24 protein-coding genes and 1 pseudogene are annotated in these 26,255 nt (G+C 59.2%); 7 read left to right on the forward strand and 18 right to left on the reverse strand.

The annotated features are described in order from the left end of the window. Window positions 1–145 precede the first annotated feature (145 nt). The 3 genes and pseudogenes from CSING_RS14030 to CSING_RS04630 all read right to left on the reverse strand — a co-directional run. Window positions 146–347 (reverse strand): annotated as a pseudogene (locus CSING_RS14030) (IS3 family transposase); the annotation flags it as partial. A 32-nt stretch (window positions 348–379) separates the two neighbouring features. Further along, window positions 380–1,816: a recombinase family protein gene (locus CSING_RS04625; protein WP_042530122.1), complete on the reverse strand. Its 1,437-nt coding sequence runs from the start codon at window positions 1,814–1,816 to the stop codon at window positions 380–382. A 174-nt stretch (window positions 1,817–1,990) separates the two neighbouring features. After that, window positions 1,991–3,877, reverse strand: coding sequence for an acyltransferase family protein (locus tag CSING_RS04630; RefSeq protein WP_042533152.1), 1,887 nt, complete (start codon window positions 3,875–3,877; stop codon window positions 1,991–1,993). 511 nt (window positions 3,878–4,388) lie between these two features. On the opposite strand from CSING_RS04630, the gene CSING_RS14035 reads away from it, so the two are divergent. Then, on the forward strand, window positions 4,389–4,688 hold the full coding sequence (locus CSING_RS14035; RefSeq protein ID WP_236684036.1) for a hypothetical protein: 300 nt from the start codon (window positions 4,389–4,391) through the stop codon (window positions 4,686–4,688). A 91-nt stretch (window positions 4,689–4,779) separates the two neighbouring features. Here CSING_RS14035 and CSING_RS04640 read toward each other — a convergent pair whose 3' ends face one another. Next, a complete protein-coding gene (locus CSING_RS04640; protein WP_042530124.1) occupies window positions 4,780–5,568 on the reverse strand; it encodes an HAD family hydrolase in 789 nt (262 codons plus the stop codon). Between the two features lie 70 nt (window positions 5,569–5,638). On the opposite strand from CSING_RS04640, the gene CSING_RS04645 reads away from it, so the two are divergent. Next, on the forward strand, window positions 5,639–6,673 hold the full coding sequence (locus CSING_RS04645; RefSeq protein WP_042530126.1) for a 3-hydroxyisobutyryl-CoA hydrolase: 1,035 nt from the start codon (window positions 5,639–5,641) through the stop codon (window positions 6,671–6,673). A gap of 7 nt (window positions 6,674–6,680) precedes the next feature. On the opposite strand, the gene CSING_RS04650 is transcribed toward CSING_RS04645, so the two are convergent. Genes CSING_RS04650 through CSING_RS04660 form a run of 3 tightly spaced genes read right to left on the reverse strand, consistent with a single transcriptional unit; the run spans window position 6,681 to window position 10,262 of the window. Continuing rightward, a complete protein-coding gene (locus CSING_RS04650; protein WP_042530127.1) occupies window positions 6,681–7,865 on the reverse strand; it encodes a DUF6882 domain-containing protein in 1,185 nt (394 codons plus the stop codon). A gap of 23 nt (window positions 7,866–7,888) precedes the next feature. Continuing rightward, a complete protein-coding gene (locus CSING_RS04655) occupies window positions 7,889–9,031 on the reverse strand; it encodes a glycosyltransferase family 4 protein (RefSeq protein WP_042530129.1) in 1,143 nt (380 codons plus the stop codon). A gap of 7 nt (window positions 9,032–9,038) precedes the next feature. Continuing rightward, entirely contained in the window at window positions 9,039–10,262 is a 1,224-nt protein-coding gene (locus CSING_RS04660; RefSeq protein WP_042530132.1) for an NAD-dependent epimerase/dehydratase family protein, read from the reverse strand. A 668-nt stretch (window positions 10,263–10,930) separates the two neighbouring features. Between CSING_RS04660 and CSING_RS04665 the strand changes: the two genes are divergently transcribed. Next, a complete protein-coding gene (locus CSING_RS04665; protein ID WP_042530133.1) occupies window positions 10,931–11,587 on the forward strand; it encodes a membrane protein in 657 nt (218 codons plus the stop codon). A 128-nt stretch (window positions 11,588–11,715) separates the two neighbouring features. Here CSING_RS04665 and CSING_RS04670 read toward each other — a convergent pair whose 3' ends face one another. Beyond that, the gene (locus tag CSING_RS04670) at window positions 11,716–12,261 is read right to left on the reverse strand and encodes a gamma carbonic anhydrase family protein (protein WP_042530135.1); all 546 of its coding nucleotides are present in this window, start codon (window positions 12,259–12,261) and stop codon (window positions 11,716–11,718) included. 15 nt (window positions 12,262–12,276) lie between these two features. Continuing rightward, window positions 12,277–12,678, reverse strand: coding sequence for a hypothetical protein (locus CSING_RS04675; RefSeq protein ID WP_042530136.1), 402 nt, complete (start codon window positions 12,676–12,678; stop codon window positions 12,277–12,279). Between the two features lie 35 nt (window positions 12,679–12,713). Between CSING_RS04675 and CSING_RS04680 the strand changes: the two genes are divergently transcribed. After that, complete coding sequence (locus tag CSING_RS04680) at window positions 12,714–13,583, forward strand: patatin-like phospholipase family protein (RefSeq protein ID WP_042530139.1); 870 nt, start codon at window positions 12,714–12,716, stop codon at window positions 13,581–13,583. 180 nt (window positions 13,584–13,763) lie between these two features. Next, on the forward strand, window positions 13,764–15,326 hold the full coding sequence (locus CSING_RS04685; protein WP_236684037.1) for an aspartate-alanine antiporter-like transporter: 1,563 nt from the start codon (window positions 13,764–13,766) through the stop codon (window positions 15,324–15,326). Between the two features lie 34 nt (window positions 15,327–15,360). Here CSING_RS04685 and CSING_RS04690 read toward each other — a convergent pair whose 3' ends face one another. The 3 genes from CSING_RS04690 to pth (CSING_RS04700) are packed head-to-tail and all read right to left on the reverse strand — an operon-like array spanning window position 15,361 to window position 18,589. Next, a complete protein-coding gene (locus CSING_RS04690; protein WP_042530144.1) occupies window positions 15,361–17,004 on the reverse strand; it encodes a peptide chain release factor 3 in 1,644 nt (547 codons plus the stop codon). A gap of 24 nt (window positions 17,005–17,028) precedes the next feature. Next, window positions 17,029–17,874, reverse strand: a complete 846-nt coding sequence (locus CSING_RS04695; RefSeq protein WP_042530146.1) for an SDR family NAD(P)-dependent oxidoreductase — start codon at window positions 17,872–17,874, stop codon at window positions 17,029–17,031. Window positions 17,875–17,923: 49 nt separating this feature from the next. Next, window positions 17,924–18,589, reverse strand: a complete 666-nt coding sequence (gene pth, locus CSING_RS04700) for an aminoacyl-tRNA hydrolase (protein WP_042530148.1) — start codon at window positions 18,587–18,589, stop codon at window positions 17,924–17,926. 37 nt (window positions 18,590–18,626) lie between these two features. On the opposite strand from pth (CSING_RS04700), the gene CSING_RS04705 reads away from it, so the two are divergent. Continuing rightward, window positions 18,627–19,610, forward strand: a complete 984-nt coding sequence (locus CSING_RS04705) for a nitronate monooxygenase (protein WP_042530150.1) — start codon at window positions 18,627–18,629, stop codon at window positions 19,608–19,610. 126 nt (window positions 19,611–19,736) lie between these two features. Continuing rightward, window positions 19,737–21,128: a glyceraldehyde-3-phosphate dehydrogenase gene (locus CSING_RS04710; RefSeq protein ID WP_371440944.1), complete on the forward strand. Its 1,392-nt coding sequence runs from the start codon at window positions 19,737–19,739 to the stop codon at window positions 21,126–21,128. A 181-nt stretch (window positions 21,129–21,309) separates the two neighbouring features. On the opposite strand, the gene ppk2 is transcribed toward CSING_RS04710, so the two are convergent. The 6 genes from ppk2 to CSING_RS04740 all read right to left on the reverse strand — a co-directional run bounded on the left by ppk2 (window position 21,310) and on the right by CSING_RS04740 (window position 26,240). Then, window positions 21,310–22,203, reverse strand: coding sequence for a polyphosphate kinase 2 (ppk2, locus tag CSING_RS04715; protein WP_042530153.1), 894 nt, complete (start codon window positions 22,201–22,203; stop codon window positions 21,310–21,312). Between the two features lie 82 nt (window positions 22,204–22,285). Continuing rightward, a complete protein-coding gene (locus CSING_RS04720) occupies window positions 22,286–22,756 on the reverse strand; it encodes a PepSY domain-containing protein (RefSeq protein ID WP_084226167.1) in 471 nt (156 codons plus the stop codon). Window positions 22,757–22,849: 93 nt separating this feature from the next. After that, entirely contained in the window at window positions 22,850–23,725 is an 876-nt protein-coding gene (locus CSING_RS04725; protein WP_042530155.1) for a fumarylacetoacetate hydrolase family protein, read from the reverse strand. Window positions 23,726–23,730: 5 nt separating this feature from the next. Beyond that, complete coding sequence (gene pth / locus CSING_RS04730) at window positions 23,731–24,282, reverse strand: aminoacyl-tRNA hydrolase (RefSeq protein ID WP_407637946.1); 552 nt, start codon at window positions 24,280–24,282, stop codon at window positions 23,731–23,733. Between the two features lie 102 nt (window positions 24,283–24,384). Beyond that, window positions 24,385–25,056 carry a 50S ribosomal protein L25/general stress protein Ctc gene (locus tag CSING_RS04735; RefSeq protein WP_042530159.1) on the reverse strand — a complete coding sequence of 224 codons (672 nt, stop codon included), beginning with the start codon at window positions 25,054–25,056 and terminating at the stop codon, window positions 24,385–24,387. Between the two features lie 209 nt (window positions 25,057–25,265). Then, window positions 25,266–26,240 (reverse strand): ribose-phosphate diphosphokinase, encoded by a 975-nt coding sequence (locus CSING_RS04740; RefSeq protein ID WP_042530161.1) that lies wholly within the window; start codon window positions 26,238–26,240, stop codon window positions 25,266–25,268. Window positions 26,241–26,255: the final 15 nt, after the last annotated feature.

Consider the following 26,255-nt stretch of genomic DNA (forward strand, 5'->3'; position numbering starts at 1 on the left):
TGGGTCCCGCTTTAGCCCGTACATGCCTTTCCCTAAACGGCGGTGAGTTTATAGCTATACCTTAGACGTTCGTCACCCGAGGACTTAAACTGCGAGGATTGGGGTTGCTCGCAAATCGTGGACACGTAGTGGAGCTACCTAGTGGTTAGGCAGCTTTTTCTTTTCTGCTGGTGGTCGAACCGGTGTGGTTCTCAAAGTCGACAGGGCTGACCATACCGAGTGCTTCAGTGTCGGCGTCGACGGTTGTAGATGGCTTCAATCCAGTAGGCAACGGCCTTGCGTGCGGCATCACGGGTCGCCCAGCGCTTACGGTCGTAGAATTCGGTTTTAAGTGTCGACCAGAAGGACGCTTCACTGTTGTCGTGTCGTTTTCGTCTTCCTAGGTTTGTAGTCGGTCTTTTAGTTGCTGGGGTATGCAGAACTCTGTTTCTAGGATTCCTGGAGTTTTCCAGGAGCTCTTAGTTAGCTGGCGTACCCTAACACTAACTTCGTGCCTGAGCATGAGAAGGCGCTTTCCCTCTTCGTTTAGCTCGTTCCACTCGTCGATGTATCTGCGTCCGGTGGATACCCACTCCCTAACTGTTTTGTCTGGGATGGACTCTAGGTTCTTTATTCGTTCGCTTATCTGGTTCAGCTGTTGATGCAGCAACCTACGAGCGTTCTTATTGAGAGCAGAGCTCAGGTACCCGGACAGCTCCTCGTAGGCTTGGTTAGCTTCTGCTAGCTCCTCCGAGGTGTCTCGTCCAGAGATGATTCGGTGTTCCATAATCTCGTGGTCACCTAGTTCTTGTTCGAACAATTCGTACACGCGTTGCTTCACAGGTTCTCCTGAGACAGCGTGAGGCAGGTGTTCTTGTGGACAGTAGTAGGCTTCGTTGACTTTGCCTCCGGCCATCTTCTGACGTCTGATGTGCATGTTTTGTCCGCAATCCCAGCATTTTAAAACCCCGAGCAGGGGAGAGGTATCCCCGCCGGTAGGGCGGTTGCTCCTAGAGCGTAGGAGTTCTTGAATCCGATTGAAATCCTTTGCGCTGATACTAGGCTCGCACTTCTCTACCGGGTTACCTACGGCATCGAGAACCAGAGACTTCTCGTGCGTCGTCCAACCTAGGTAGGCTTTGTTACGAAGCATCTGCCTTACCGTTTCACCCTGCCAACCCTGGGTTTTCTTTCTCCACCGTGATTCTGTCGCTGTGGGGATTTTTTCGTTGTTAAGCCATTTAGCAATAGCCCAAGCTGATACTCCGTCCAGGGCCATACCAAAAATCTTCTGAACCACCTCTTGTTCTTCGGGTTCTTTTTCCAGCTTCCACCCTTCGAGGTACTTGACAGGAACATACCCGTACGGTGGTTTGCCTCCGAACCATTTACCGTCTCTGCGCATCTTCTCCTTAGTGGCCTTGGTACGCTCTCGGATAGCTTCCAGCTCTCCCTCGGCAACACCAGAGATGGCACTAGCCACCATTCGCCCTACCCAGGTTCCTAGGTCGATGTTCTCGCTGATGCACACCAGGGTTTTGTCTTGCTCGATAATCCATGCGAAAAGCTTGTGCGTGTTGATTGAGTTACGAGCTAGTCTGTCCAGCTTCCAAGCCACGAGGATTTCCCACTCCGCGCTGAGTGGCTCTTTAAGGTACGGCCCGAGCTCCAGGGCGTCGAACGGGGAGATAGAGCCTGAGACATCCAGGTCCTCTGCCCAGGCTACGATTTCGTGGTCGTTTTCTTGTGCCCAGTTCTCGATGAGCTCTCGTTGCCTAGCGATACTGGTTGATTCTTCGGTTGACCTGCTGATTCTGGTTCTGGCTAGCACTCGCATGAGACCGTTTATACATTAACCGAAAACCGAGTGTGATAAGATGGCCGAATTTTCCGTCGACTAATTCGCTGCTACCGACTTATCTGGGCTTACCCCACACGACAAGCGCCGCTTCCGAGCGGCGCTGTTGGCGTTTTATAGGGAGCAACCAGGCTTACCTCCGCTGGGAGTGGCTCATGCTTCGCATGCGGTCGTGAGAGTTTTGTCGTCGTTGACGTATTGTTCGAGAGCTTCCTCAAAGGCGTGGGCGTACAGGCTCGCGCCTTCGGCCAGCGGATGAACACCATCGTCATACAGCAACGCCGGGTTCTCTTGTGCGGTGCCACACCAATCCGCCAGGTAGACGTTGTCGCGCTGCGATGCTGCCTCGACCATCTCCGCGCGTGCTTGGCCCATCCACTCGCGGTCACCATACGGTAGGGCGAGGATGACGGTTCGCTCGGGGCCGATAGTATCGAGTAACTCATCCAACTGCCCGTCAGCGGCCGCGCCATTGGTGCCAAGTCCTACAAAGACGGTGGAACGCAGCTGGCCGGACTCACTCAGGGATGACACCTGGGGGAGTGCAGCGGAGTAGTGGCGGGAGACCTCCGCATCTATGTAGATACCGGGGAATGCAGCATTGAGCGCCTCTGAGGAGGCAAGCATGACGGAATCACCTATCGCCGTAATCTCCGCGCCAGTGGGAAGCTGTCGCTTCTCCTTCGGCTTCTCTGAAGCCGTAGGCGTTGCTGCGGCAGACGCTGCCGCCTCTTCGTTGGACTGCGCCATGCGCTCCAACTCACGCTCAAGTTCCGTCTTGTCACTGGAAGTCACTACTCCGTAAATCACTCCCACGACAGAAAGCACGACGAGGGCTGGGACGGCGGGCCACATGGCCTTGCCAAAGCCCTCCTTCATCTCATGCAAGGAGGGGCGTGCTGCCCAGTAATTGTGCCATGTCTTGAGGTAACCACCGCGGCGGAAGGGGTTTTCCACAAACTGATAGGTGATCTCTGCCAGTACGAAGGAGAGCGGCAGGGCAAGAATCCCCAGGGCCCACGCGGGTGCATCGGAGACAGCCAGCAGAATCATGATGATGGGCCAATGCCACAGGTACAGGGAAAAGGACCTCTGTCCCAGCCAACGCATGGCGCGCGTGCGGAACAACCAGGTCAGTGGCCCAGCTTCGCGCACCACGCCCCATATCATGGCAGCACCGAGCACACTGGTGAGCACAAGTCCGCCCCGGTAGGTGAACTCGCGGTCCGCGCCCATCCATACCAGCTGCGCCAGATAAGCCACACAAGCCAGGGTTCCCACGGTGCCGGCGATTGCGCCTTTGCTTGATGACGCCCACGAGTCCGCCCCCGCATCCTTCGTCGTCGTGGTGAGCACGAAGGACAAAAGCGCGCCGATGAGGAGGCCGAAGGCGTGCGTATCGGTTCCATAGTAGACGCGGGTAGGGTCCTCGCCGGGTGTGAAGAGGAACGCCATAGCGAGGGCAGAGGCGATAGCGAGCAGCAGTGTCACCGCGATGGGGAGTCGCTTGGGTTTCGCGCGTGAGATGCGGAAGACACCGATCATAAGAAGCGGCGATAGCAGGTAGAACTGCTCCTCCACAGCAAGGGACCAATAGTGTGCAAAGACCTGAACTTCATTGGGCGCGAAGTAGGTTTGGCTGGTGGCAATTTGGGTCCAGTTGTTGACAAAGAACAAGGTGCCCAGGAATTGCTCACGGATGCCAACGGCCAGGTCACCTCCTATCGCTGCGACTAGTGCAGTGCACACACAGAGCACGATGAGCGCCGCCGGTAGGATGCGACGGAAACGTCTGATCCAGAAATCCTTGAGGTTAATGCGTCCGGTGACGTTGTACTCGCGGACAAGCAAAGAGGTAATGAGGAAGCCAGACAGGACGAAGAACATGTCCACGCCCAAGTAGCCGCCTGGCACAAGGTCACCGAAGAAGTGATACAGCACCACGGCTAGGACTGCGAGGCCACGAAGGCCGTCGAGCCCCGGTACGTGGCGCAGGCGTGCGCGCCGCTCCCGCTTAACGGTGGCGGATTCCTTCGGCACAGCCAACACGTCAGTAGCGTGCTCGTTCCCATTCTGGCTGACTGCTACAGCAGATGATTCAGCACGTTGATCGGCGCGGACCTGTTCCTTATCGGTCAGCTTGCTATCTTCCGCTGTGGTTGCGGCCCGCCGCTGTTCACGGGAGGGGTGTGCCGGCTTGAGCTGTTGCGCGGTCGGTGTGCCCACGGGCTGGGAGCGGCGAGCCAAGGCGCGCGCAATCTCGTTGTCTGATGTTTCAGTGACCGGCTTTGTCGTGATAGCCGGGCTCGAGGTGGTCTTCTTCGGCGTGCTCGGCTCTGGCGATGGTTGCACTGGACTAGTGGGAACCGCGGGAGCAGTGGGTTTTGCCTGTTGTGCAGCAGCGGCCCCTGGCTGAATCTTGACAGCACGCGGGAGCGGGCGGCGGCGTCGCGAGGGTGTGTCCTCGGCATCTTCGCGGGCCTTAGTAAGTTGTGCCTTGCGCACAGCGGACGCTTTGGGGAGGGACGCCGAATCTAGCTCAAGGGAGGTGTTGTCGCTCCTCCGGGGACGTAGGCGGCCAGATTTCGGTGCGGGCTTCGGCGCCGGTTTAGAAGCTGGCTTGGGCTTCGGCTCTGGCTTGGGCTCAGGCTCGGACACTGGCTTCGGCTTAGGCTCTGCCTTGGGCTTAGGCTCGGACACTGGCTTCGGCTTAGGCTCTGCCTTGGGCTCTGGCCTCGGCTCGGGTGCGGCCGATGGCGGGGAAGAAGGGGAGGGCGTCGAGGGACTTGAGGAAGACTTCTCACGCTTTGTCGAACGTGACAACAACGACCGCACAAACTTCTTCACGTAAACACTCCGCACGTGGGGATCAGAGGGCTAGGGAACCCGGGTAATGCTACTCCGCGGGCATGGTTGAACCGGACAGGATACCTGGGAGCGTGTTAGGAGCTAAGAAGCTTACGCAGAACCACGCTGACACCATTGTCTGTATTGGCTGGGGCGATGATGTCTGCCACCTCCTTGAGCTGTGCGTGCGCGTTGTCCATGGCAACGGCAGTACCCGCAACGCGCAACATCTCCAGATCATTGAGATAGTCGCCGAAGGCAACTGTGGCAGAAACAGGAACCCCAGAGAGTTCTGCCAGTGTGGTGAGCGCGGCACCTTTATCAACGCCACGGGCCATCACATCGAGCCACATCTTGCCGGACACCACGACGTTATCGTCGGGCACAGCTCTCCGGATGGGCTCATAAACGTGCGCCTCGGTACCGGATTCACAGAAGATAGCGATTTTGATGATGTTGGTATCGGGGACGTCGCCAAGCACAGGCACCCATGTGACCGCCTTGTAGTACGTGGAAATTTCCTCGCGGGCGGCTGCCGGTACATCCTCGGAGGCGAAGGCCGTCTCCGGCGTGCACAGAACAGTGGCGTGCGGCTCGGTGATGGCATCCGCGGCGGCGCGAGCGGCGCGCACAGTTTCTTCCCCGATAGGCGAGGTAGCGATAATCTCCCCGCCACGCACGACCACAGAACCATTCTCCGCAATGAAGGTACCAAGGTCAGGGAACATCTCCGTGAGCGTGGCAAGCTGACGGCCCGACGCCGGAACCAGTTCGCAGTGTTGCGCGGCGGCCAACGCGCGGAGTTCAGGAAAATCGGCGGGCAGCTGGCCGTGCGGATTGAGGAGCGTGCCATCCATATCGAGGGCAACGAGCTGTGGAAGCAAGAAAGAACACCGTTTCTGTAATCGTAAAATTCGGTGGCCGAAAGATTTGTGATGTGGAACACTGGTGCGTATGACTACGACTGATCCAGTGCTCGTTTCTGTCCGCAACCATACCGGAGTCCTTGAGCTCAACCGACCTAAGGCACTCAACTCGCTGAACCCAGAGATGATTGACATCATTCGCCGCAGCCTCGAGGAGTGGGCAGAGGATGATTCCATTGAACAGGTCCTCATTCACTCAGCGAGCGAGAAGGCATTCTGCGCTGGTGGCGATGTTCGTCATGCGCGTGAAGGGATTGCTGATGACAGACTCGAGGACGTCGATGCTTTCTTTGCCTCCGAGTATCTCACTAACGGCGACATAGCTGAATTTCCAAAGCCCTACATTGCGGTGATTGACGGCGTTGTCATGGGCGGTGGCCTGGGCATTTCACTTCACGGTTCGCATCGAGTGGTGACGCAGCGCGCGTTTGCTTCTATGCCGGAGATGAACATTGGTTATGTCACCGACGTCGGTGTGGCCTATGCAGCTCAGCGTATGGTGGGCACCCGTGGGGTGGCATCACCTGGTCTGGCTAAGTTCTGGGGAATCACTGGCTACCGCATGTATGCCGCCGATATGCTGTGGACTGGCGTTGCTACGCACGTGGTGAAAGATGCTGCTCAACTCATCGAGGCAGCCATCGAGCGCGGGATCGACGCTGCCTTGGCCGACCTAGCCCTTCCTGCACCGCAGGAACCAGCACCGCTGGAGCAGGTAGCGAAGGACTTGGAGGAGACCTTTGCGCTGTCGACGTGGGAGGAGATTTCCACAGAACTGGACAAGCGCCCGATGATTGCTGGTGAAGTGAAACGGCTCATGTCCGCGGCATGCCCAGCGGCGATCATTGCTGCCAACGAGCTTTTTGAGGCCGAGGCGAAGGTCGATGACATCCGCGAAGCTCTTTTGTTGGAGCTCAAGTTAGGCATGCACATGTACCGCCGTCCGGATTTTTCGGAAGGAGTACGGGCGGTTCTCGTGGACAAAACCCAGGATGCGCAGTTTAACCCGAGCACGGTTGAGGATGTTGACCCAGAGGAATTCCGCGCAATCCTCACCTCTTAGTCAGAAGCTAGAACCCGCGCTGGCGCCGGTAGGCCGCGCGGGCGCGCTGCTCATCAACACCTTGGGGTACGGGGATGCGCACCGTGGCGTCGATGGCGGCCGGCGTGGGTGCAGGCAGGCGGAAAGCGGGGGCGTCGGACAGCGCGAGGCCGTGGCGCCCATCCGGTAGGCGCACTGGCAAAAGCGTCCATAGGCCGAGGATAGGCATGGCCAGCTGTGGCAGACGGGCCTTACGGGCATGGGCAATGGGGACTCGAGCCCGGACAAGCTCAGGGATGGCTTGGTCGTAGGCGAAGCGCCGCACATTGCTTACTGCCTGTGCCGACGGGGTGGAGGCGAGTTTATCCGCCCAAGCCCATGTAAAGGTTCCAGCTGGTTCATCGAGCGTAGCGATAAGGTGTGCGGGAACCGTCAACGAGCCATAGGCGGTGGTGACCACGGTCCTTGACGTTTCAGGGTCGAGGTCTGCGTGGAGGTTGGGGAAGCGCCCATCGAGGAAGAAATTGTGCTCGGCGGCGAGGTAATGCGCATCCGCAAGAATATCTTGCGCAGTGAGGAAAGACTGCCCAGAGGGATGCGGGAGAGCAACAATGCGGGAGCCTTCAAACTGGGCGAGTGCGTCGGGATTATTGCTGGGCACGTTCATGTAGGACGCGAGCTCGGCGGTAGCAATACGCTCATCGACGCCTCCCTCGATCTCACCGCTCCGCTCCAACCCGGCGAGGATGACGGCAGTGGGATTCGGGGCGAGTTCCACGAAATCCACGGCGATGAGAGACTCGCCCGCAGCCTGGGGAACGCGCACGACAGGACGGTCACCAACGAGGCGGCGCGCGAGGCCGCGCAGGAGAGCAGTATCCGGCTGCGGGCCGTGGAACTCGGGGATATCAGAGTGCTCAGCCAATTCCGTGGCCCAGTGGAATTGGCCATCCTTCATGGTGGCTAGGCGCAGGCCTTCACAATCGTAGGTGCCGTTGGTGGTGGTGAAACGCACGGTTGCGCGCTGATCCAGAACAGGTCGATCCTCTTGCTCAGGCTGCTCTGTTTGCTCGACATTCTCTGCCTGATGCGGCTGGGCGGGAACGAAGTTGACCTCGACATCACTGACAGCGCCGAGGCGGCGAGCGAAGGCGGCGTCAATGCCGGCCTGGATAAATGCGCCGGCGGAGTACAGGTTCTTCGCTGAGTCCATAAGTGCTCCTTGACTGTTGCTCTTTAGTCCCTGCGGTAGGGATGCTCGATAGCCTCCTCATATGCGGCGAGGAGGGCCTGAGTGGATTCTACCCAGGAATACTTTTCTGCCTCGCAGCGGGCAGCAGCTCCCATGTTCTCTCGGCGTGCGGAATCCTGAAGCAGCTCAACCGCAGCGTTTGCCCAGGCAGCGTCCCCGGCATCAGGATCGATGAGGTGTCCGGTGACCCCTTCCTCAATGACGAAGGGAATACCACCTGCTCGCGTGCCGATGACGGGCACGCGTGACGCGAAAGACTCGAGAGCGACGAGCCCTAGTGTTTCAGTAGCGGACGGGAAGAGGAAGACATCCCCAGTCGCAAACGCCGCGGCCAATTCCTCACCGGAAAGATAGCCGGTGAAGACGGTGAAGGAAGGATCAAAGGTTTCCTTGAGCTCGTTGAGGAAGGGGCCGTCGCCGACGATGGCTAGACGGGCATCGTCACACTCAGCACGCACGAGACGCATCACGTTGTTGAGTCGCTTGAGATCCTTCTCCTTGGAGACACGGCCGATGTAAGTGAGAAGCGGCGCTTCAGGGTTGCCATCGGTAAGGCGGGTGCGCATCTCAGCGGTGGCCCGGGAGGGATGGTAGGTCTCAGTATCCACGGCCTTCGGCCACAACTTCACATTTCGAATTCCTACCTCGCGGGCCGTGTCCACCATGGGGCCAGAGGTACACAGGTTCACTGCAGCCTGATTGTGGAGATACTTGAGCGCGGCTTCAGTGAGCGGGCGTGTCCAACCGATGCCTAGGGCATCGACATACTCGGGGACGTTGGTGTGGAAGCTCGCCACGAGAGGGACGGCATCGCGCTGCGCGGCAAAAACACCGAGGGCGGCGGTCCAAATGGGGTTGACGGCATGGATGACATCGGGGTCGAAATCCCGAATCTCTCTGAAGAAGTTCCAGGAGGGCAAGCCAAACTTGATCTCTGGATAGACCCAGAGTGAGAGGCTCGGGATACGCGTGACTTCGAAGCCGGCATAGGTGTCAGGCGCCTTGCCTGTGGCAAAGATGCGGACCTCATGGCCCATTGCCGCCAGCTGATCTAGAGTGCGGGTCAGACGTGTGACCACGCCGTCAATTTTGGGCAGAAAAACCTCGGTAACGATCGCGATGCGCACGGGCAGATTAGGCCTTTGCTGCGTTATCGGCCGCGTCTACCGCGGTGTCAGGAACACCTGCGTGCTGCTGCTTGGTCCACAGGGACTGGGCCGGAATCTTAGAGCGATCGACGCGCTCTGCGTATTTGCGAGCAACATCCTCGACCTCATGGAGCAAACCTTCCGACAAGGTGGTGGGCTGCAAACCCAGTTCCAAGAAGGTGTCATTGGTAACGTGAAGCTCGTTTTCCGCGGACTCCTTGCGCGGGTTGGGCACGTAGGCTACCTCGGCGCCGGAAATCTTCGCGAGCAGCTCAGCCAGGTCACGCACGCGGTGGGTCTCAGTCATCTGATTAATGATTTTGACGCGCTCTCCACGTGCCGGCGGGTTATTCAGCGCGAGCTCGATGCAGCGCACCATGTCACGGATGTGGATGAACGCGCGGGTCTGACCACCGGTGCCGTGCACGGTAAGCGGATAGCCAATGCCGGCCTGGATGAGGAAGCGGTTGAGCACCGTTCCGTAGTCACCGTCATAGTCAAAGCGGTTGATCAGGCGCTCATCCTTCTGGGTCTGCTCCGTGTGGGTTCCCCAGATGATGCCCTGGTGCAGGTCCGTAATGCGCAGCTCATCGTTCTTGGCGTAGTAGGCAAAGAGGTGCTGGTCCAGCACCTTCGTCATGTGGTACACAGAACCCGGGTTGGAGGGGTAGAGGATCTGCTGCTTGACGACGCCACCTTCTGAAGTATCCACCTGTACGTCGAGGTACCCCTCCGGGATTTTCATACCGGCGGTGCCATAACCGTAGACGCCCATCGTGCCCAGATGCGCGACGTGAATGTCCTGCTCCGATTCCACGATGGCGGCGAGCAGGTTGTGGGTGGCGTTGATGTTGTTATCCACCGTGTAGCGCTTGGTGCGCGAATTTTTCATGGAATACGGCGCAGCGCGCTGCTCAGCGAAGTGGACGATGGCATCTGGGCGCTCGGTGGTGAGGAACTCCAGCAGGCCGTCATAGTCCTGAGCTACGTCAAGGTTACGGAAGCCAATGGTCTTGCCGGATACCTCAGTCCATGCTGCCAAGCGCTCCTCGATGGATACGATGGGAGTCAGCGATTCCGCACCAAGTTCCTTATCAATGGCGCGGCGCGACAGATTGTCTACGATGATGACCTCGTGGCCCTGGTCGGAGAGATAAAGGGAAGCAGGCCAGCCGCAGAAACCATCGCCGCCGAGAATCGCTACCTTCATAATTTATCTCTCCAGATCTCCATCGGGGGTCTTACCTATGGTGCCGCCAACGACGAAGGCAATTCCGTCGCGGCGGCAAACACACTTCGAAATACTTTACCGTTTACAGGCCTCACTTGTGCCGGAGCTGGGTAAACAGTGAGTGAATGTTTCCTAAGGCTGCAGAATGAGAGGTTTACCGAACGAAGCGGTGAAAATGCCTAATGAACCGGTTTGCTCAGGAGTACACCCAGCCTTGGTCAACGTTGGCTCAGAGCCTTGGTGGAGTGCAACCCTAGCTGCGGCTGCCTGTGACTGCAGGAGAACCGCCATCCTGAAAGGGGAGTGCTCGGGAAAGCGTGTGTGGCAGGCACTGACTACTTCACAAACAGCAGCTTTGTATGTCTTCTTCTCCTCGCGAGACATACTGAAATTCTCTAGGGCTTCGCCGAGGCGGAAAAGTGAGGGAAGCTGGAAAGCCAAGTTGTTGAGTATGCCAGCGGTGAAATGCAGGAGTGTGTGGGCCGACGAGCTGAAACAATTGTGAAAGGTGCGGGGGAGAGACCGCGACTTTCTTCGCCATATGTGTCAGGGGCGAGCATTTTTTAGTTCGCTTGCCCACAGGCTGCAACTGTGATGACTGCGCGCCCGTGGTGGGCGCTTAAGCCCTGCACGGTAAACTAACGCGCATGCTTGAAGCCGTGCTCAATGCCTTCGCCGATTCCGTCAACGCACTACTTATCGGCATACTGGTGGCCATCGGCATCATGCTTCCGCGGGGTGGCTACCGCAAGATTGCGCCTTTGGTGCTCGTCGGTGACTGGCTTGGCGTGCTTACTGCTGCGGCCGTGGTCATGTTCGTGTTCGTTGGCATCCAAGACAAGGTTGCCGCCGCACTGGAATCCCCGCTGCTCGGCTGGGGGCTCGTCATCATCGGACTAGGACTAGGCCTCTTGGCCTGGCGTTCCAAGGGCGAGCCCAATGAGATGGTGCAGAAACTCCTCGGCCCACTACGCACACCTTCACTCAGAACTGTTGCGGTGGGCTATGCCATGGGCGTTATCCAGTCCTTGACCTCCGTGCCCTTCTTCTATGGTCTCATGCACCTAGCAGCTGGAGATTTTAGCGACGCGGTTAAATATGGCGGTCTTTTCTTTTACGCCACCTTTGCGTTGTCCCTGCCCACGGTATGTGGGCTGTTCATTGCGCTCGTGCGCGCGAGACCCCACTCCTGGGCCGGCCGTGCCTTCGCCTGGGCGCGGGAAAACTCCAGCACAGTTGCGCTCTGGAGCGGCTACGGCGTGGCTGCCTTCCTGATGATCATGGGTATCTTCGCTTTGTTTTAGGGGCTCACCTTTTAAGTGATGCGACTGCTGTCCTAGCTTCACAGAAATGGAACTGACCTAGTTGCCAAAACTGTGGCTGATCTTGCAGGGCGGGCTCAAGAATTTTGGCAACTAGGGCAGTTACGGCGCTAGTCGTAGAGGACGGCGTCGAGGGGAAGGGAGGCGTCGACAAGCGCCTGATTCTGGGCAATCTCCACGTAGCGCGCGGCGTGTGGGATAAACGCGGCGGATTCCTCCTGACTTAACTTGCGGCGCACCTTGGCGGGCACCCCGGCTGCCAAGCTGCCGGCGGGAATTTCTTGCCCCTCCAGGACCACCGCGCCCGCGGCGATGAGCGAGCCCGGACCAATCAGTGAGCCGGACAATAGTGAGGATTTCATCCCGACGAGTGTGCCCGCGCCAACACGGGTGCCGTGCAGCATGGCCATGTGGCCTACCGTGACATCATCTTCCAATAAGCAAGGCTCACTGGATTCGACGTGGATGACGCAGTTGTCTTGGACGTTGACGCGGGCGCCCAAACGGATAGAGCCAACGTCCCCACGCAGCACGCTGCCGTAGAACACCGAGGAATTCGGGCCGATGGTGACGTCACCGATGATGGTGGCATTCGGGGCAATCCAGGCGCTGCGGTGGATGCGGGGAATGTGTCCTTGGAAAGGGAGGATGAGCATGGCGGGTGAACTTTCTTAAGAGCTGGTGGTTTCGACGGACACGGCGAGGGAGTCCGAAATTTCGTAGTCGCCAGGCTCGGCACTCAAATGTGCCAGGGCCTTCCTATCGGAAGGGGACAGAGCGATGGCCCACCCCCGCTTAGGATCATGAACGGGGCGCTGCGCAGTCGTTGTGGGGGTAAGGTGCAGCGTGGCTTGAGGACCACGTAGTTGTGCGGGCTCGCCGGAGCGCGCTACCTCACTCAGTACGTGTGCGCCGGCTGGGGAGGTAACCAGGATGATAAGCCCGCCGGCCGTGTGGACGGACAGCTGATCAATAGAGACCTCAACGGCGTGGGGATCCGGGGAGGCCAAGCGGACGCCAGGGGAACCGTCGAGCTTATCGATGACACTTCGAACCGCAGTAAATAATCCCATGGCGTGATCCTAGCGTGGGGGTACCATCGGGCACTGTGATTGACGCGAAAGATACAGCACTAGTCATTGAAGGCGGTGGCATGCGCAATTCCTATACCGCCGCGTGCATCGTCAAACTCTTGCAAGAGGAGGTGGAATTTGGCTGGGTCGGGGGCGTGTCCGCAGGCTCCTCACACACCGTGAACTTCCTTTCCCGCGACGTGTGGCGCTCAGAGGAATCCTTCGTGGACTTTGCCAAGAACCCCAGCTTCGGTGGTCTGGGATCGTTGTTGCGCGGAAGTGGCTACTTTAACGCGGAATTCATTTATGAGAAGGCTGCTGACCAGGACATGCCTTTCGATTGGGAGGCCTTCCAGGCCAACCCTGCGCAGATGTGTATTGCTGCTGCCCGCGCCGATACCGGGGAGAGCGTCTACTGGGGGCGCGAGGATATTGACACCCAAGAGGATCTGATGGTGCGGGTACGTGCGTCCTCCACCTTGCCGCTCATCATGCCAATGCGAGTGATCGATGGCGCTCCCTATGTCGATGGCGCCATGGGCGAGTCCGGTGGCATTCTCATCGAGCAGGCGGAGAAGGCGGGGTTTAAAAAGTTTCTCTTTTTAGGGTCCAAACCGCGCGGCTATGTGCGGCCCAAGGTGGCGCGCCCCACGGCACTGCGCCGAGTATTCCGGAAGTACCCAGCGGTGGCGGAAGCCATGATTACCCGGCCTCCGAAGTACAACGCTTCCAAGGACCGGCTTCTCGAATTGGAGAAGGAAGGTCGTGCTCACCTCTTCTTCCCTGAGGACATGCAGGTATCCTCCACTGAGCATGATGTGGCGAAACTGCGCGCCAATTTCGACGCTGGTCGCACACAGACCTACGCTGAGTGGCCTGCTTGGCGGGAGTTCCTGACCACGTAGCTCTTCGTTACTACCGGACGGCGGTGCTCGTCGGCCTCGAGATATGAGACGTTCCTCTCATGTATTTATGGCAACATCTTGTGAAAAGCCTGTGCGCTGCACTGATGATCAGTAAGCGATAGAGATACACATTCCGCCACGTGGAATTTCCCGCCCACTTTCCTAAAATTACTGACCGTGATGTCACTATTTGATGGAAATATTTGGCTGAGCATCTTTTTTATTGCGTTGCTCGGCACATTGTTCGGGATGATTCCCTTTGGCCCGCTGCGCTTTGGCGTAGCGGGTACGTTGTTCGTTGGCTTGGCCTTCGGCGCCTTCATTGAGCTTGACGACACAATCCTTAGTAGCCTGCAGGAAATGGGCCTTGGCCTCTTTATTTACATGCAAGGCTTGTCCGCCGGTGAGCGCTTCTTTAGCGGCTTTTCGGCGCAGCTTAAGCACATGATTACAGCTGCGATTGCGGTGATTGTTGCTGCTGGAGTAGCCCTGCTGGCAGGCGGATGGCTGGGATTGTCCCCGTTGCTTTCGGTCGGTGTGTTCTCTGGTGCGACGACCTCAACGGCGTCGCTTGCCGTGGCACAGCAACAAACTGGTGAGGACCTGCCGGCCGTGGGGTATTCCTTGGGCTACCCGGTGGGTGTGGCCGTGGCCATTTTGCTCGTGGCGTTTCTGCTTAAGCAGTCGTGGCCTGGAAAGAAGGACCAGGATAATTCCGCGGAGGAAATTTTCCGCTCCCGCACCATTCGCGTGACAAAGAACATCACCTACGATGAGCTGCTTGAGCGTTTTGAAGATCACTTTGTTATTGCAACGATCCGCCGCGGCAACACCAGGATGGTCGCCGGCGATCATCCGGATATCCGGAAGGGCGATATACTGCGCGTTCTGGTGACGAAGGCCAAGAAGCATGAGCTTACCGACGCCCTGGGTAAGCGCCAGCCCCAAGTTCCTTTTGTGGACAAGCGCTTGGTCATTGAGAACATCGTGGTGTCGAACTCAGACATTGCTGGTCGAACGGTTCAGGAGCTCAACCTTTTCCAGCGCTATGGCGGACGCATTGTCCGAATCCACCGCGGCGATGACGAGTTCCTCGCAAGCTTTGATACCCACCTCGACGCCGGTGACCGTGTGGACATCATTGTGGAACAGGACCGCTTGGGTGATATCCGCGATTACTTCGGTGATTCGGTCCAAAGCTATTCGCAGTTGAACTGGGTTGCTGTCGGCGGTGGCCTATTCTTGGGTTACCTTGTCGCACTCATCGTCATTCCGATGCCTGGTGGTGCCTCCTTCGAGCTAGGTTTTGCACTTGGGCCGCTCATTGTGGGCCTAATTCTCGGCGCGCTGCACCGCACACGCCATGTGCCTTGGAAGGTGCCGGCTTCCATTAACACCGCTTTCCAGCAGTGGGGCCTGGTTATCTTCCTCTCCTCAGTGGGTCTTGCCTCTAGTGAAGCTTTCCAATCCACGGCTTTTTCCTGGCTGGGCCTCAAGTGCATGGCGCTTGCTGCCATTGTCACCGTGGTTGCCATCGCTATCTTCAGCGTGGCCAGCCGGTTCCTTGGTCAGTCGGAGACCCGCACTGCTGGGGGCATTTCGGGTATCTTCGGTCAGCCAGCAGTGGTCAACTATGCCACGGGGATGAGCTCTGACTCCCGCATCATGACCGGCTATGCTGCCACCATTGTGGTGGCGCAGATCATCAAGATCGCGATTATCCCCATCATGCTGACCCTGTAGGAAGGTTTTTCACCGCGAGACGCCTCGGCGCGGCTTAGTCCGCCACCAGCGTCTCGATGGTGAGCTCCGGGTGCTCCTTCTCAATGAAGGCCAGCTTCCACTTATCGCCGAAAAGCGCGATGAGTTCGCCGTCGGTGCGGGTGAAGATTTCTACTCCACGCTGGCGGCCCAGCTCGGGGGCTGACTCGGCGTCGGTACGGCGGGCCACGGAGTAGGGGATAGGCTCGGTGATGGTCTCCACGTTGTACTCGACGTCCATGCGGGCCTGCATGACTTCGAACTGCATGGGGCCGACCGCGGCCATGACAGGGGCTGCGTCACCGCGGGTATCGTTGCGCAGAATCTGGACAACGCCCTCGGCAGCGAGCTGATCCAAGCCCTTGCGGAAGGCCTTGTAATCACCCAGGGATTTTGCACGCAAAATTTGGAAAGCCTCCGGTGCGAACTGCGGCATGGGCTTGAACTGCACCTTCTTGCCCGTATAGATGGTGTCACCTGGGGCCAGAGAACCGGCGTTGACGAGACCCACGATATCACCCGGGTAAGCAGTGTCCACGGTGTCACGCGTGCGGCCAAACACCGTCAATGCGTACTTGGTGGAGAAGCTGCGGCCGGACTGGGCATGATTGACCTGCATACCGCGCTCAAATTCGCCGGAGACCACGCGCATGAAGGCGAGGTTATCGCGGTGCTTGCGGTCCATACCTGCCTGCACTTTGAAAATGACACCCGCGAAGTCATCGGTGACCTCGCGGACCTCATCGATTGCGGCAGCGCCGCCCGTGCCGGCGGCTTCAATGGCCTGAGGATCAGAATCGCGGGAAGCCGGAGCTGGGGCAATAGCGCAGAGCGTATCGAGGATTTGGTGCACGCCGAAGTTCAGCATGGCAGAGGCGAAGATGAGCGGGGAGGTCACGCACTGTTCAAAGAGCTCTTGGTCGTGCAAAGCACCGTCGGCAGCGAGAAGCTCCGCCTCCTCGACGGCGGTCTCCCACGCGTCCTCTTCTTTCGAGGCGGCGTCGGCAGGCGCGTAGTGCTCCTCCGGAGCGATGGTGGAACCACCCGCAGTGCGCAGGAAGTGAATGTACTCATCCACCTCGCCATCGGCGGTGACGTGGGCAAGTCCGCGGAAATCGCCGGCAATGCCCACTGGCCAGTACAGCGGGGTGGGCTGCAGCTGAATTTCGTTCACGATCTCATCGACAAGCTCCAGCGGCTCGCGGCCCACGCGGTCCCACTTGTTAATCACCGTAATAATCGGAAGGCCACGGGCTTTACAGACACGGAAGAGCTTGAGGGTCTGGGGCTCGAGGCCCTTGGCGGCGTCGATAAGCATCACTGCGGCGTCCACCGCCGTGAGCACACGGTAGGTATCCTCCGAAAAGTCCGCGTGGCCCGGCGTATCAACGAGGTTGATCATGTAGGGCTCGCCCTCATAGCCCTCCGGTGCGTACTCGAACTGCAGAGCAGAGGAAGCCACGGAGATACCGCGGTCTTTCTCCATCTCCATCCAGTCAGAGACCGTGGACTTGCGGTTGCCCTTGCCGTGCACCGCGCCGGCCTCATTGATGACGTGCGCATGCAGTGCCAGCGCCTCCGTCAGCGTGGATTTACCAGCATCCGGGTGGGCGATGACGGCGAATGTGCGGCGGCGGGAAGCTTCGGAGGCAATACTCATGCGGGTTAGTTTAGCCGCTGGGTGCTACCACTCCACATCGAGCTGGCGGGCCAGATCATCAAAGACACGCCGCGCCACGGAGCGGTTCTTCGCAATCGGGCGCTTGAGCCCCGGCTTACGCTTCTGGTTGTAATACTCACCGGACTCAAAATGGATGCCCGGGGTACCGGTGAGGAAGAAAGCGAGGTTCTCGCCACCCTGGTCCGCGGAGCCAAATCGCTTGCCCATCGCGCTGGCGTAGAGCTTGCTCGTTGTGCTCGTGGACGTTGTGCCAAACCCAGTCTTGAGCACGCCGGGGTGGAAGGCCACGGAGGTAATCCCGTGGGCGTCGATGTAGCGGGTGAGCAAAATATCCCCCAACTTCGCGTTACCGTAGGCACGCTCCGCGGTGAACTTCTCAAAGGTATTCGGGTCACCTGGGTCAAAGGAGGACATGACCATATTCGCTACGGAGGACGTCTGGACAACGGTAGCGTCGCTTTCCCGGAGGGTATCGCGCAGCAGGGAAGTCAACAGGAAAGGAGCCACAACATTGACCTGCCAGGTGCGCTCAAAGCCGTCTGCGGTGGCGAAAGGGCCGTCAAAAATACCGCCGGCGTTATTGCCCAAGGCATGGATCTGCTCGTACTGACTCAGCTCCTCCGCAAGACGGCGCACCTGACCCAAAGATTCATAATCAGCCACGTGATAGTTCGCCCCGAGTTCCTCAGCCACAGCCTTCGTCTTCTCCGGGTTGCGGCCCACGAGGACGAGCGTGTCCTGCGGGCGGCGCTGATGCAGAATACGGGCGGCCGAGGCACCCACTCCGTTGGAGGCTCCGGTAATAACGATGGTCCGGGGTTCGTGGTGCGAGGGCAAGGTGTGGCTCATACCTGGATAGTGTAGGGCGATTCTCGCGGATGCGCGGGGTTAGTTTCTTTTAATTTACGCGGGAGTGGATCTCGTTCTGGGCCTTGGATAGCCCCTCGGCGACGATGAGGCGGGCCGCGTCGGCTGCGGTGGCGATGGAGGATTCGAACTCTGGGGAGGCGTCGACAGGCGCGAGCACCCACTCCGGAATTGACCCACCCTTGCTTGGGCGGCCAATACCCACTCGGACTCGCAGGTAATCGCGGGTCCCCAGGCGCTCAGTGAGGGACTTCAAACCGTTGTGACCATTCTCGTTGCCGCCCTTCTTGAGACGCACTGTACCGGAAGGCAGGTCGAGCTCATCATGGATGACGATGATGCGCTCTGCGGGTACTCCCAGCTGCTCGGCGAGTGGAGCAATCGGATCGCCGGAGAGGTTCATATAGGTGTGGGAGCGCACCACCAGCGCCGTGGTGTCCTCCACGGTGAAAGATGCGACGCTGAGCTTGTGTCCCCTGACCGGCTCAAGAACGTCTCCGGCCTGGGCAAGGAGATCATCAACCGCCATGTAACCCACGTTGTGGCGCGTTGCAGCATACTTCGCGCCGGGATTGCCCAGGCCCACGATGAGCCACTCGGCGCTCAGGTTCGCTGGGTCCAGTCCAGCGGCCTTCTGAGATGAGCGCGCGGACTCGCGGCCGAAGAGGCGGGTAAAGAAGTCACGGAGTACGGACACAATTACTTCCTTCAGGAATTTTCTCTAGTCTGGGGTCATGCCTAAGCTTCTTGAGACTATCACTTGCCCGGTTCTACCTGCTCCGATGGCTGGCGGTCCCACCACACCTGCCTTGGTCCGAGCCGCACAGCAGGCAGGTTCCTTCGGAGCGTTGGGACTAGGAAGTGCATCCGTCGAGGCCGCGCAGCGCGCCATCGAAGACTGTGCTGGCATGCGCTTTGGCGTTAATCTTTTCTATCCGCAGCGCGAACTAACTGCAGCCGAACACGCCGCTGCGGAATCCCTTGCAACCGAGGAGAACGCTGTGCTTTCCGACGTCTCCCTGGCCTTCGGCTGGCACGAAAAACTTAGCGCCGCACTCAATGGCGGGGCAGCGGTTCTGTGGTCCATGTTTGGTGCATTTACTACAGAAGAGGTGGAGCGCATCCACGCTGCGGGCGCGGAAGCTTGGACCACGGTGACTACCCCAGAAGAAGCGGCTGCGGCTACTGCTCGGGGTGTCGATGTCCTGTGCGTGCAGGGACCCGAAGCCGGAGGGCACCGCGGAGTGTGGGACCCCGCTGCGGAGCCAGACCAGCGCCCGCTGGCAGAGCTTGTCGCTGCGGTACATGACGTCACCGATCTCCCGCTCATTGCCGCAGGAGGACTCCGCACGTCAGAGGATGTTGCGACAGCGTTGAGCTGGCCGGGCGTGCGCGCAGTAAGTTGTGGCTCAGCCTTCCTTCTCAGCGAAGAAGCCGGAACCAGTGAGCGTAACCGGGAACTCCTGCGCTGTGGTGGTGACACTGTGTCCACCCGTGCGTTTTCCGGCCGCTATGCCCGCGGGCTGGAAACGGCGTACACCCGCGCCCACCCTGACCTGCCTTTGGTTTACCCGTACCTTAATGCGGTGCTCAAGCCGCGGCGCGCCCGTCACGACGCGGAGGTTGACTACTGCCTCGTAGGTACCCAGGTGGAGAAACTTAACGGGGGTAGTGTGGCCCAGATCCTCGGCCAACTGCTCCCAAACGGGCATGTATAGCAGTTAATATTTACGGTTGAACAGAGTTTTACACCCTCTTTGACGAGAAAAGGATTAAAGCACGTGACTGTAACCCCGCACATTGGGCACGAGGACTGGAACGAACGCCTGGAGCGAGCACAGGAGATGATCCCGCTCATCCACCAGCTGCACCGCAACAACAATGTCGTGACCTCCATTTACGGCCGCATGCTTATCGGTGTGACGGATATCGACATCATCAAGGCTCACCGCTACGCCCGCCGCATTGCCGAGCGTGAGCTCTCCACTGCTGAGACCCTTCCTATCCTCAAGGAACTGTGCGCGATGAACCTGGGCACCGCCTCCGTTGACTTGGGCCGTCTTGCCACTGGTTTCGCAGAGTCGGGCTCCGATAACCTGTCGAACTACCTTGAGGAAACCCTTGTGGACCTCGTGGGCGCTGCCGTGGACAAGGAATCCAAGGATGTTGTGCTCTACGGCTTCGGCCGTATCGGCCGCCTTCTGGCTCGCATCCTCATTGCCCGTGAAGCTGCGTACGGCGGTGTCCGTCTGCGCGCCATCGTCGTGCGCAAGAAGAGTGATACTGACATTCTGAAGCGCGCCTCCCTCCTGCGCCGCGACTCCGTCCACGGTGCCTTCAACGGCTCCATCGCTGTGGATGAGGAGAACGAGGTCATCTGGGCTAATGGCACCAAGATTCAGATGATTTACGCCAACAACCCGGCTGAGATCGACTACACCCAGTACGGCATTGACAACGCCATCGTTGTGGACAACACCGGTGTTTGGCGTGACCGTGATGGCCTGTCCCAGCACCTGCAGTCCAAGGGCGTGTCTCGCGTGCTGCTCACCGCGCCGGGCAAGGGCGATCTTAAGAACATCGTCTACGGCATCAACCACGGTGACATCGAAGAGTCTGACCAGATTCTCTCTGCCGCATCCTGCACCACCAATGGCATCACCCCAGTGCTGAAGGTCATCAATGACCGTTACGGTGTTGTCCACGGTCACGTCGAGACCGCGCACTCCTTCACCAATGACCAGAACCTCATTGATAACTTCCACAAGGGTGACCGTCGCGGCCGTGCCGCCGGCCTGAACATGGTTCTTACTGAGACCGGCGCTGCTAAGGCAGTGTCCAAGGCGGTTCCGGAATTTGAGGGCAAGCTCACCGGTAACGCCATCCGCGTTCCTACCCCGGACGTGTCCATGGCGGTGCTCAACCTCGAGCTGGAGAAGGAAGTAGACCGCGATGAAGTCAATGACTTCCTGCGCAACGTCTCCCTGCACTCTGACTTGCGCCAGCAGATCTCCTACATCGCCTCCCCGGAGGTTGTCTCCTCCGACTTCGTGGGCTCCACCCACGCCGGCATTGTTGACGGCCTAGCCACCATCGCTACTGGCAAGCACCTCGTGCTGTACGTTTGGTACGACAATGAGTTCGGCTACTCCAACCAGGTTATTCGCATTGTCGAAGACCTCGCGGGCGCCCGCCCAGCGGTGTACCCGAAGCGCGTTGACGTTTCTGAGCTCTAAGAGTTCACAACACTGACCGCCCTCACCCGCGTTTGGTGAGGGCGGTTTCTGATGCCCTAAGTCCTCCTTAACCCGCACAAGAGAAGAAGGCCCTCACCGGGGAAAATCACTACCTAGACGGAATGCTAGGGAGAGTTTCTGCCGGTGAGGGCCGCTGCGTTAGCGAGAAGGCCCGAGGTGTTTACTTTTTCTTGCCCTTCTTATGCTTCTTCTCGGACTTCTTATCAGCCTTCTTGCGGTTGACCTTGTCGCGCTCCAGTTCAGCAGCAACGTCTTCAACATACGCAAAGTCGTTGCGTGGCGGACGCTCGTACTCGGCTTCTTCCTCTGGGCGCGATGGGATCTCCGGGATATCCTGTTCGACGTGCTGGTAGGGGATGGTCTTAAGGATGTGGTTGATTACGTTGATGCGGGAGCGCTTCTTGTCCTCAGACTCCACGGTGTACCACGGCGAGGTGGGAGTATCCGTGTGGACGAACATCTCATCCTTAGCGCGGGAGTAGTCCTCCCAGCGAGTAATGGACTGAAGATCCATGGGGGAGAGCTTCCAGCGGCGCAGCGGATCATTGCGGCGCGACTTGAAGCGGGCAATCTGTTCCTCGTCGGAGACAGAGAACCAGTACTTGAGAAGGATGATGCCATCTTCAATGAGCATGTGCTCCAGCAACGGTGCCTGGTGGAGGAAACGGACATACTCCTGCTGGGAGCAGAAGCCCATGACGCGTTCCACACCGGCGCGGTTGTACCAGGAGCGGTCGAAGATGACGATTTCGCCCGCGGTGGGTAGCTTTTCGATGTAGCGCTGGAAGTACCACTGGCCAGCCTCACGGTCCGTGGGCTTGGGGAGGGCCTCGATGCGGCAGGTACGCGGGTTGAGATACTGCGTAATGCGCTTGATGGCGGAACCCTTACCAGCAGCGTCGCGGCCTTCCATGATGATGACCACGCGGGCGCCGGTCTCAACTACCCACTGCTGCATCTCGACGAGCTCAGCCTGGAGGCGCTTGAGCTCCTCCTCGTAGGCCTGCTTGTCGAGCTTAGGGGGTTTGGAGGGAGACTTCTTTGTTGAACTCATACCCTCAAACCTACCCTTAAGCTGGGGAAATACCTAAAACAGGCCGCTGGTAGGCAGCCCGAACGGGGGGTGAAAAGGGTATTTAGTCAACCTCGTGGTTGGTCACCGTGCCGTTGGTGGCATCGACGTCGAATTCATGCTCTTGGCCGTGTGCTGTGAATTCAATCTCCCAGTGTGGGCCCCTGGCGTCGTCACCGTCATCGAGCTCGACTTCCTTCTCTGTCACGGCGCTTGCGTCAACGCCGGCGTGAGCATAAGCGGCGGCGAGAGCATCCTCGCTGGAGATAGTGCCGGACGTGGTGGCATTATCTGCCGCTGGATCGCCGGCATTCGTGGTTCCTGCCGGCTGATCATCCTGATCATCTTGATCGTCGTGGTCATCGTCGTTCTGTTCAACGACCGTCGTCACCGGCGCCTCGGTCACTGTTTCGACTGGGGCCGGGGTCGTGGCGGCGGGTGCCGTTTCGGCATCATCGTCAGAGGAACATGCGGTCAGTGCAGCGGTAGCGCACAGGGCGATGCCGGCGGCGGTGAAACGGAAACGATGAGTCATAAAAGGCTCGTCCTTATGATGTCTGGGACATGGTGTTAACGACCGTAACGAAAGTAGTGAATACTTGCCGAAACCCCTGCGCACAGCTGAATATTAACTGTCCCGGCACGCGCAGCCTTCCCCGCAGCCAGCAGAGGGCGGCTCACCGACGTGCGTGGTACTCTCAATTGCTCCCAAGCCGTCGATGCTAATGCGCGTTACCGACCCATCTCCCAGCATCGCGTCCTCGCCGCGCGCAAAGCCAACACCTTCCGGAGTACCGGTGGCGATCACGTCCCCAGGGTTGAGTGGATACAGGGAGGAACAAAAGGCGATGAGCTCCGCCACGGAGAAGATGAGGTCATCGGTGTTATCGTCTTGGCGCACCTGGCCGTCGACAGTCGTAGTGAGCCGCGCGCCACGGCCAGGTGCCCACTCGTCTGCGGTGGTGAGCCACGGCCCGAAACCAGCCGTGCGGTAAAAGGACTTTCCTGCGTGGAACTGGGAGGTGGCGCGCTGGTAATCGCGCAGAGTGTAGTCATTCATAATGGCGTAGCCCGCGACATGGTCCACGGCATCAGCCACGCGCACGCGGTGCGCACGAGTGCCGATGACTACCGCGAGTTCGCCCTCATAGTCCAGCTTCTTCGTGGCGAAGTCGGGGATGTAGACATCATCAAAGGGGCCAGTGAGGGCCTCAGGAAACTTGACGAAGAGCGTGGGCTGGGTGGGCAGCTCGCGGCCCATTTCCCGAGCATGCTTGGCGTAGTTCACGCCCACGCAGATAATCTTGCCGGGCGTGGGGATGACGGGTGCTAGGTCGGCATTATCGAAGACGACGGGCTCGCCGGACAGCTGCGCGGCTTTGCGCCAGTCCGGGCTGGTAAGCAGCTTGCCGACGTCCTCGTAGTCCAACTCCGTGGCCACATTCGGACCGTCGATGCGGATGGCGCAGGTGCCAAAACTGGTGCGGAGAGTAGCGAGCTTCATGGCCGCTAGTCTAGCGCGCGAAGAATCTCCTCCACCGCATCCGCACACATGATGGGAACGTCCTGAGCCTCCTGCTTGGTCCAGGGCTTTAGCACGAAAGAAGCCGGGTCCATACGGCCTGGTGGGCGGCCAATGCCCACGGACAAGCGCTGATAGTCCTTAGTGCCCAAGGATTTTGTTGTCGAGCGCAAGCCATTGTGGCCGCGGTCTCCGCCGCCGAGGCGGAGCTTGATGGCGGCAAAGTCGAGCTCCAGCTCGTCGTGGATCACGATGATGTGGTCGGGGACGACGTTGAAGTACTGCGCCAAAGCTTTAATTGGTCCGCCGGACAGATTCATAAAGCATCGCGGTTTGGCAATGATGACCTTCGTGGCAGCGCCGCCCTGCCCATGGCGTGCCTCGGCAACATCAGTGTTTGTCTTCTTGTGGACGGAGAACGAAGCATATAGTTCGTCGGCCAGTTCATCGGCGACGTCGAAGCCGATGTTGTGGCGCGTACCGGCATACTTCGGGCCCGGGTTGCCCAGTCCTACGACGAGATATGGAGAAGAAGTCACGCGCACCATTTTAGGCAGGAAAGGCGAGAAAACGGCGAACCGCGCCCCCGCTCCCTAGCATGTGGGGAGCGACAGCGCGGTGCGTATGAGGGGGGTAGAGGATTACTCCTCGTCCTCGCCGTCCTTCTCCTCCTCGGCAGACTCAGAGCCCTCTTCCTCGGAGTCAGCGCCAGCCTCGGCGCCGCCTTCCTCAGCAGCCTCAGCAGCTGCCTCGAGCTCCTCGTCAACCTCCGGCTCGGAGATGGAGACGATGACGGTGTCTTCCTCGGCTACCAGGGTGGTGCCCTCCGGCAGGGTGACGTCGCCGGCGGTAACAACGGCGCCATCCTCGAGACCCTCGATGGATACGGTGAGCTCTTCCGGAATGTTGAGAACGTCTGCCTCGACGAGCAGGACGTCTGCATCCTGGATGAACATGAGGCCCGGAGCCGGCTCGCCCTCGAGGACAACCGGAACCTCAACCTCAACCTTCTCGCCACGCTTAATGGAGAGCAGGTCGATGTGGTCGATGTTGAAGGTCAGAACGTTCTGGTCGATGTTCTTGACCATGACGAGGTGCTGCTCGCCCTCGAGCTCGAGCTCGAAAACTGCGTTGACACCGTTGTTGCGGACCAGAGCGGTGATCTCCAGGCGGTCAACAGCGAAGTGCAGGACGTCAACGGCGTGGCCGTAGACAACGCCCGGCACCTTGCCAGCGGCGCGCAGACGGCGAGCAAAGCCCTTACCAAACTCGGAACGAACTTCGCCCTTGATGACTGGACGGGTGTTAGCCATGTGTAATCTCCTTGAAGTATTCGGTGCGGCGAGAGCTTTTGCTGAAACCATATAGATACGACAAAAGCCTGCCGATGGACGTCTTGGACGAGTCATCGCAGGCTTAATTCAAGATTCACTGCTTAACTTGTGCTATCGCGTCGATAACGGATTTCTCCCTCGCCGAGACTCAGAAGATTTTAGCAGCAGCGTTGTCGTGGAACCAAATCCTAGTTGGTTTCGAAGAGCGTGGTCACCGAACCATTCTCGAAAATTTCGTGGATGGTGCGCGCCAGCAGCGGGGCAATCGACAGCACCGTGAGGTTCTCCCAGCCTTCCGTAGACTGCGGCAGGGTATCGGTCGTGATGACCTCTTCGGCACCGCACTGCGAGAGGCGCTCGCGGGCCGGGTCGGAGAACACACCGTGGGTGCAGGCGATAATGACGGTCTTGGCGCCGGCCTCCTTGAGGACATTGACTGCGCCGGCGATGGTGCCGCCGGTGTCAATCATGTCGTCGAGAAGCACGCAGTCCTTGCCCTCCACGTCACCAACAACGCGGTTGGACACCGTCTTGTTGGCTTCAGTATTAGAACGGGTCTTGTGGACGAAGGACAGCGGGGCATCACCCAACTCATGCGCCCACTTCTCCGCAACCTTGACACGGCCAGCATCGGGGGAGACCACCGCGAGGTTGTCCAGCGGGTAGTTCTTCTTGATGTGGTCCACCAGGATCGGCATGGCGTGCATGTGATCGACCGGGCCATCGAAGAAGCCCTGGATCTGGTCGGTGTGCAGGTCCACGGACACGATGCGGTCCGCGCCGGCGGCGGCGAGCAGGTCCGCCACCAGACGGGCGGAAATGGGCTCGCGGCCCAGGTGCTTCTTATCCTGGCGTGCGTAGGGGTAGAAGGGCAGGATGGCGGTGATGCGCTTGGCGGAGCCGCGCTTGAGAGCATCAATCATGATGAGCTGCTCCACCAGCCACTTGTTGAGAGGCTGGGTGTGGGACTGCATCACAAAACAGTCGGCACCACGCACGGATTCCTCGAAGCGGATGAAGATTTCGCCGTTGGCGAAGTCGCGGGCGGTGGTCGGAACCAGGTCGGTCTTGAGCTCCTTGGCCACAGCTTCCGCCAACGCCGGGTGTGCACGCCCGGTGAAGAGCTTCATGTTCTTGCTGCTGCCGGTAACCTTGCCAGTCATCAGTAAATATCCTTT

Source organism: Corynebacterium singulare, assembly GCF_000833575.1.
Classification (GTDB): Bacteria; Actinomycetota; Actinomycetes; order Mycobacteriales; family Mycobacteriaceae; genus Corynebacterium; species Corynebacterium singulare.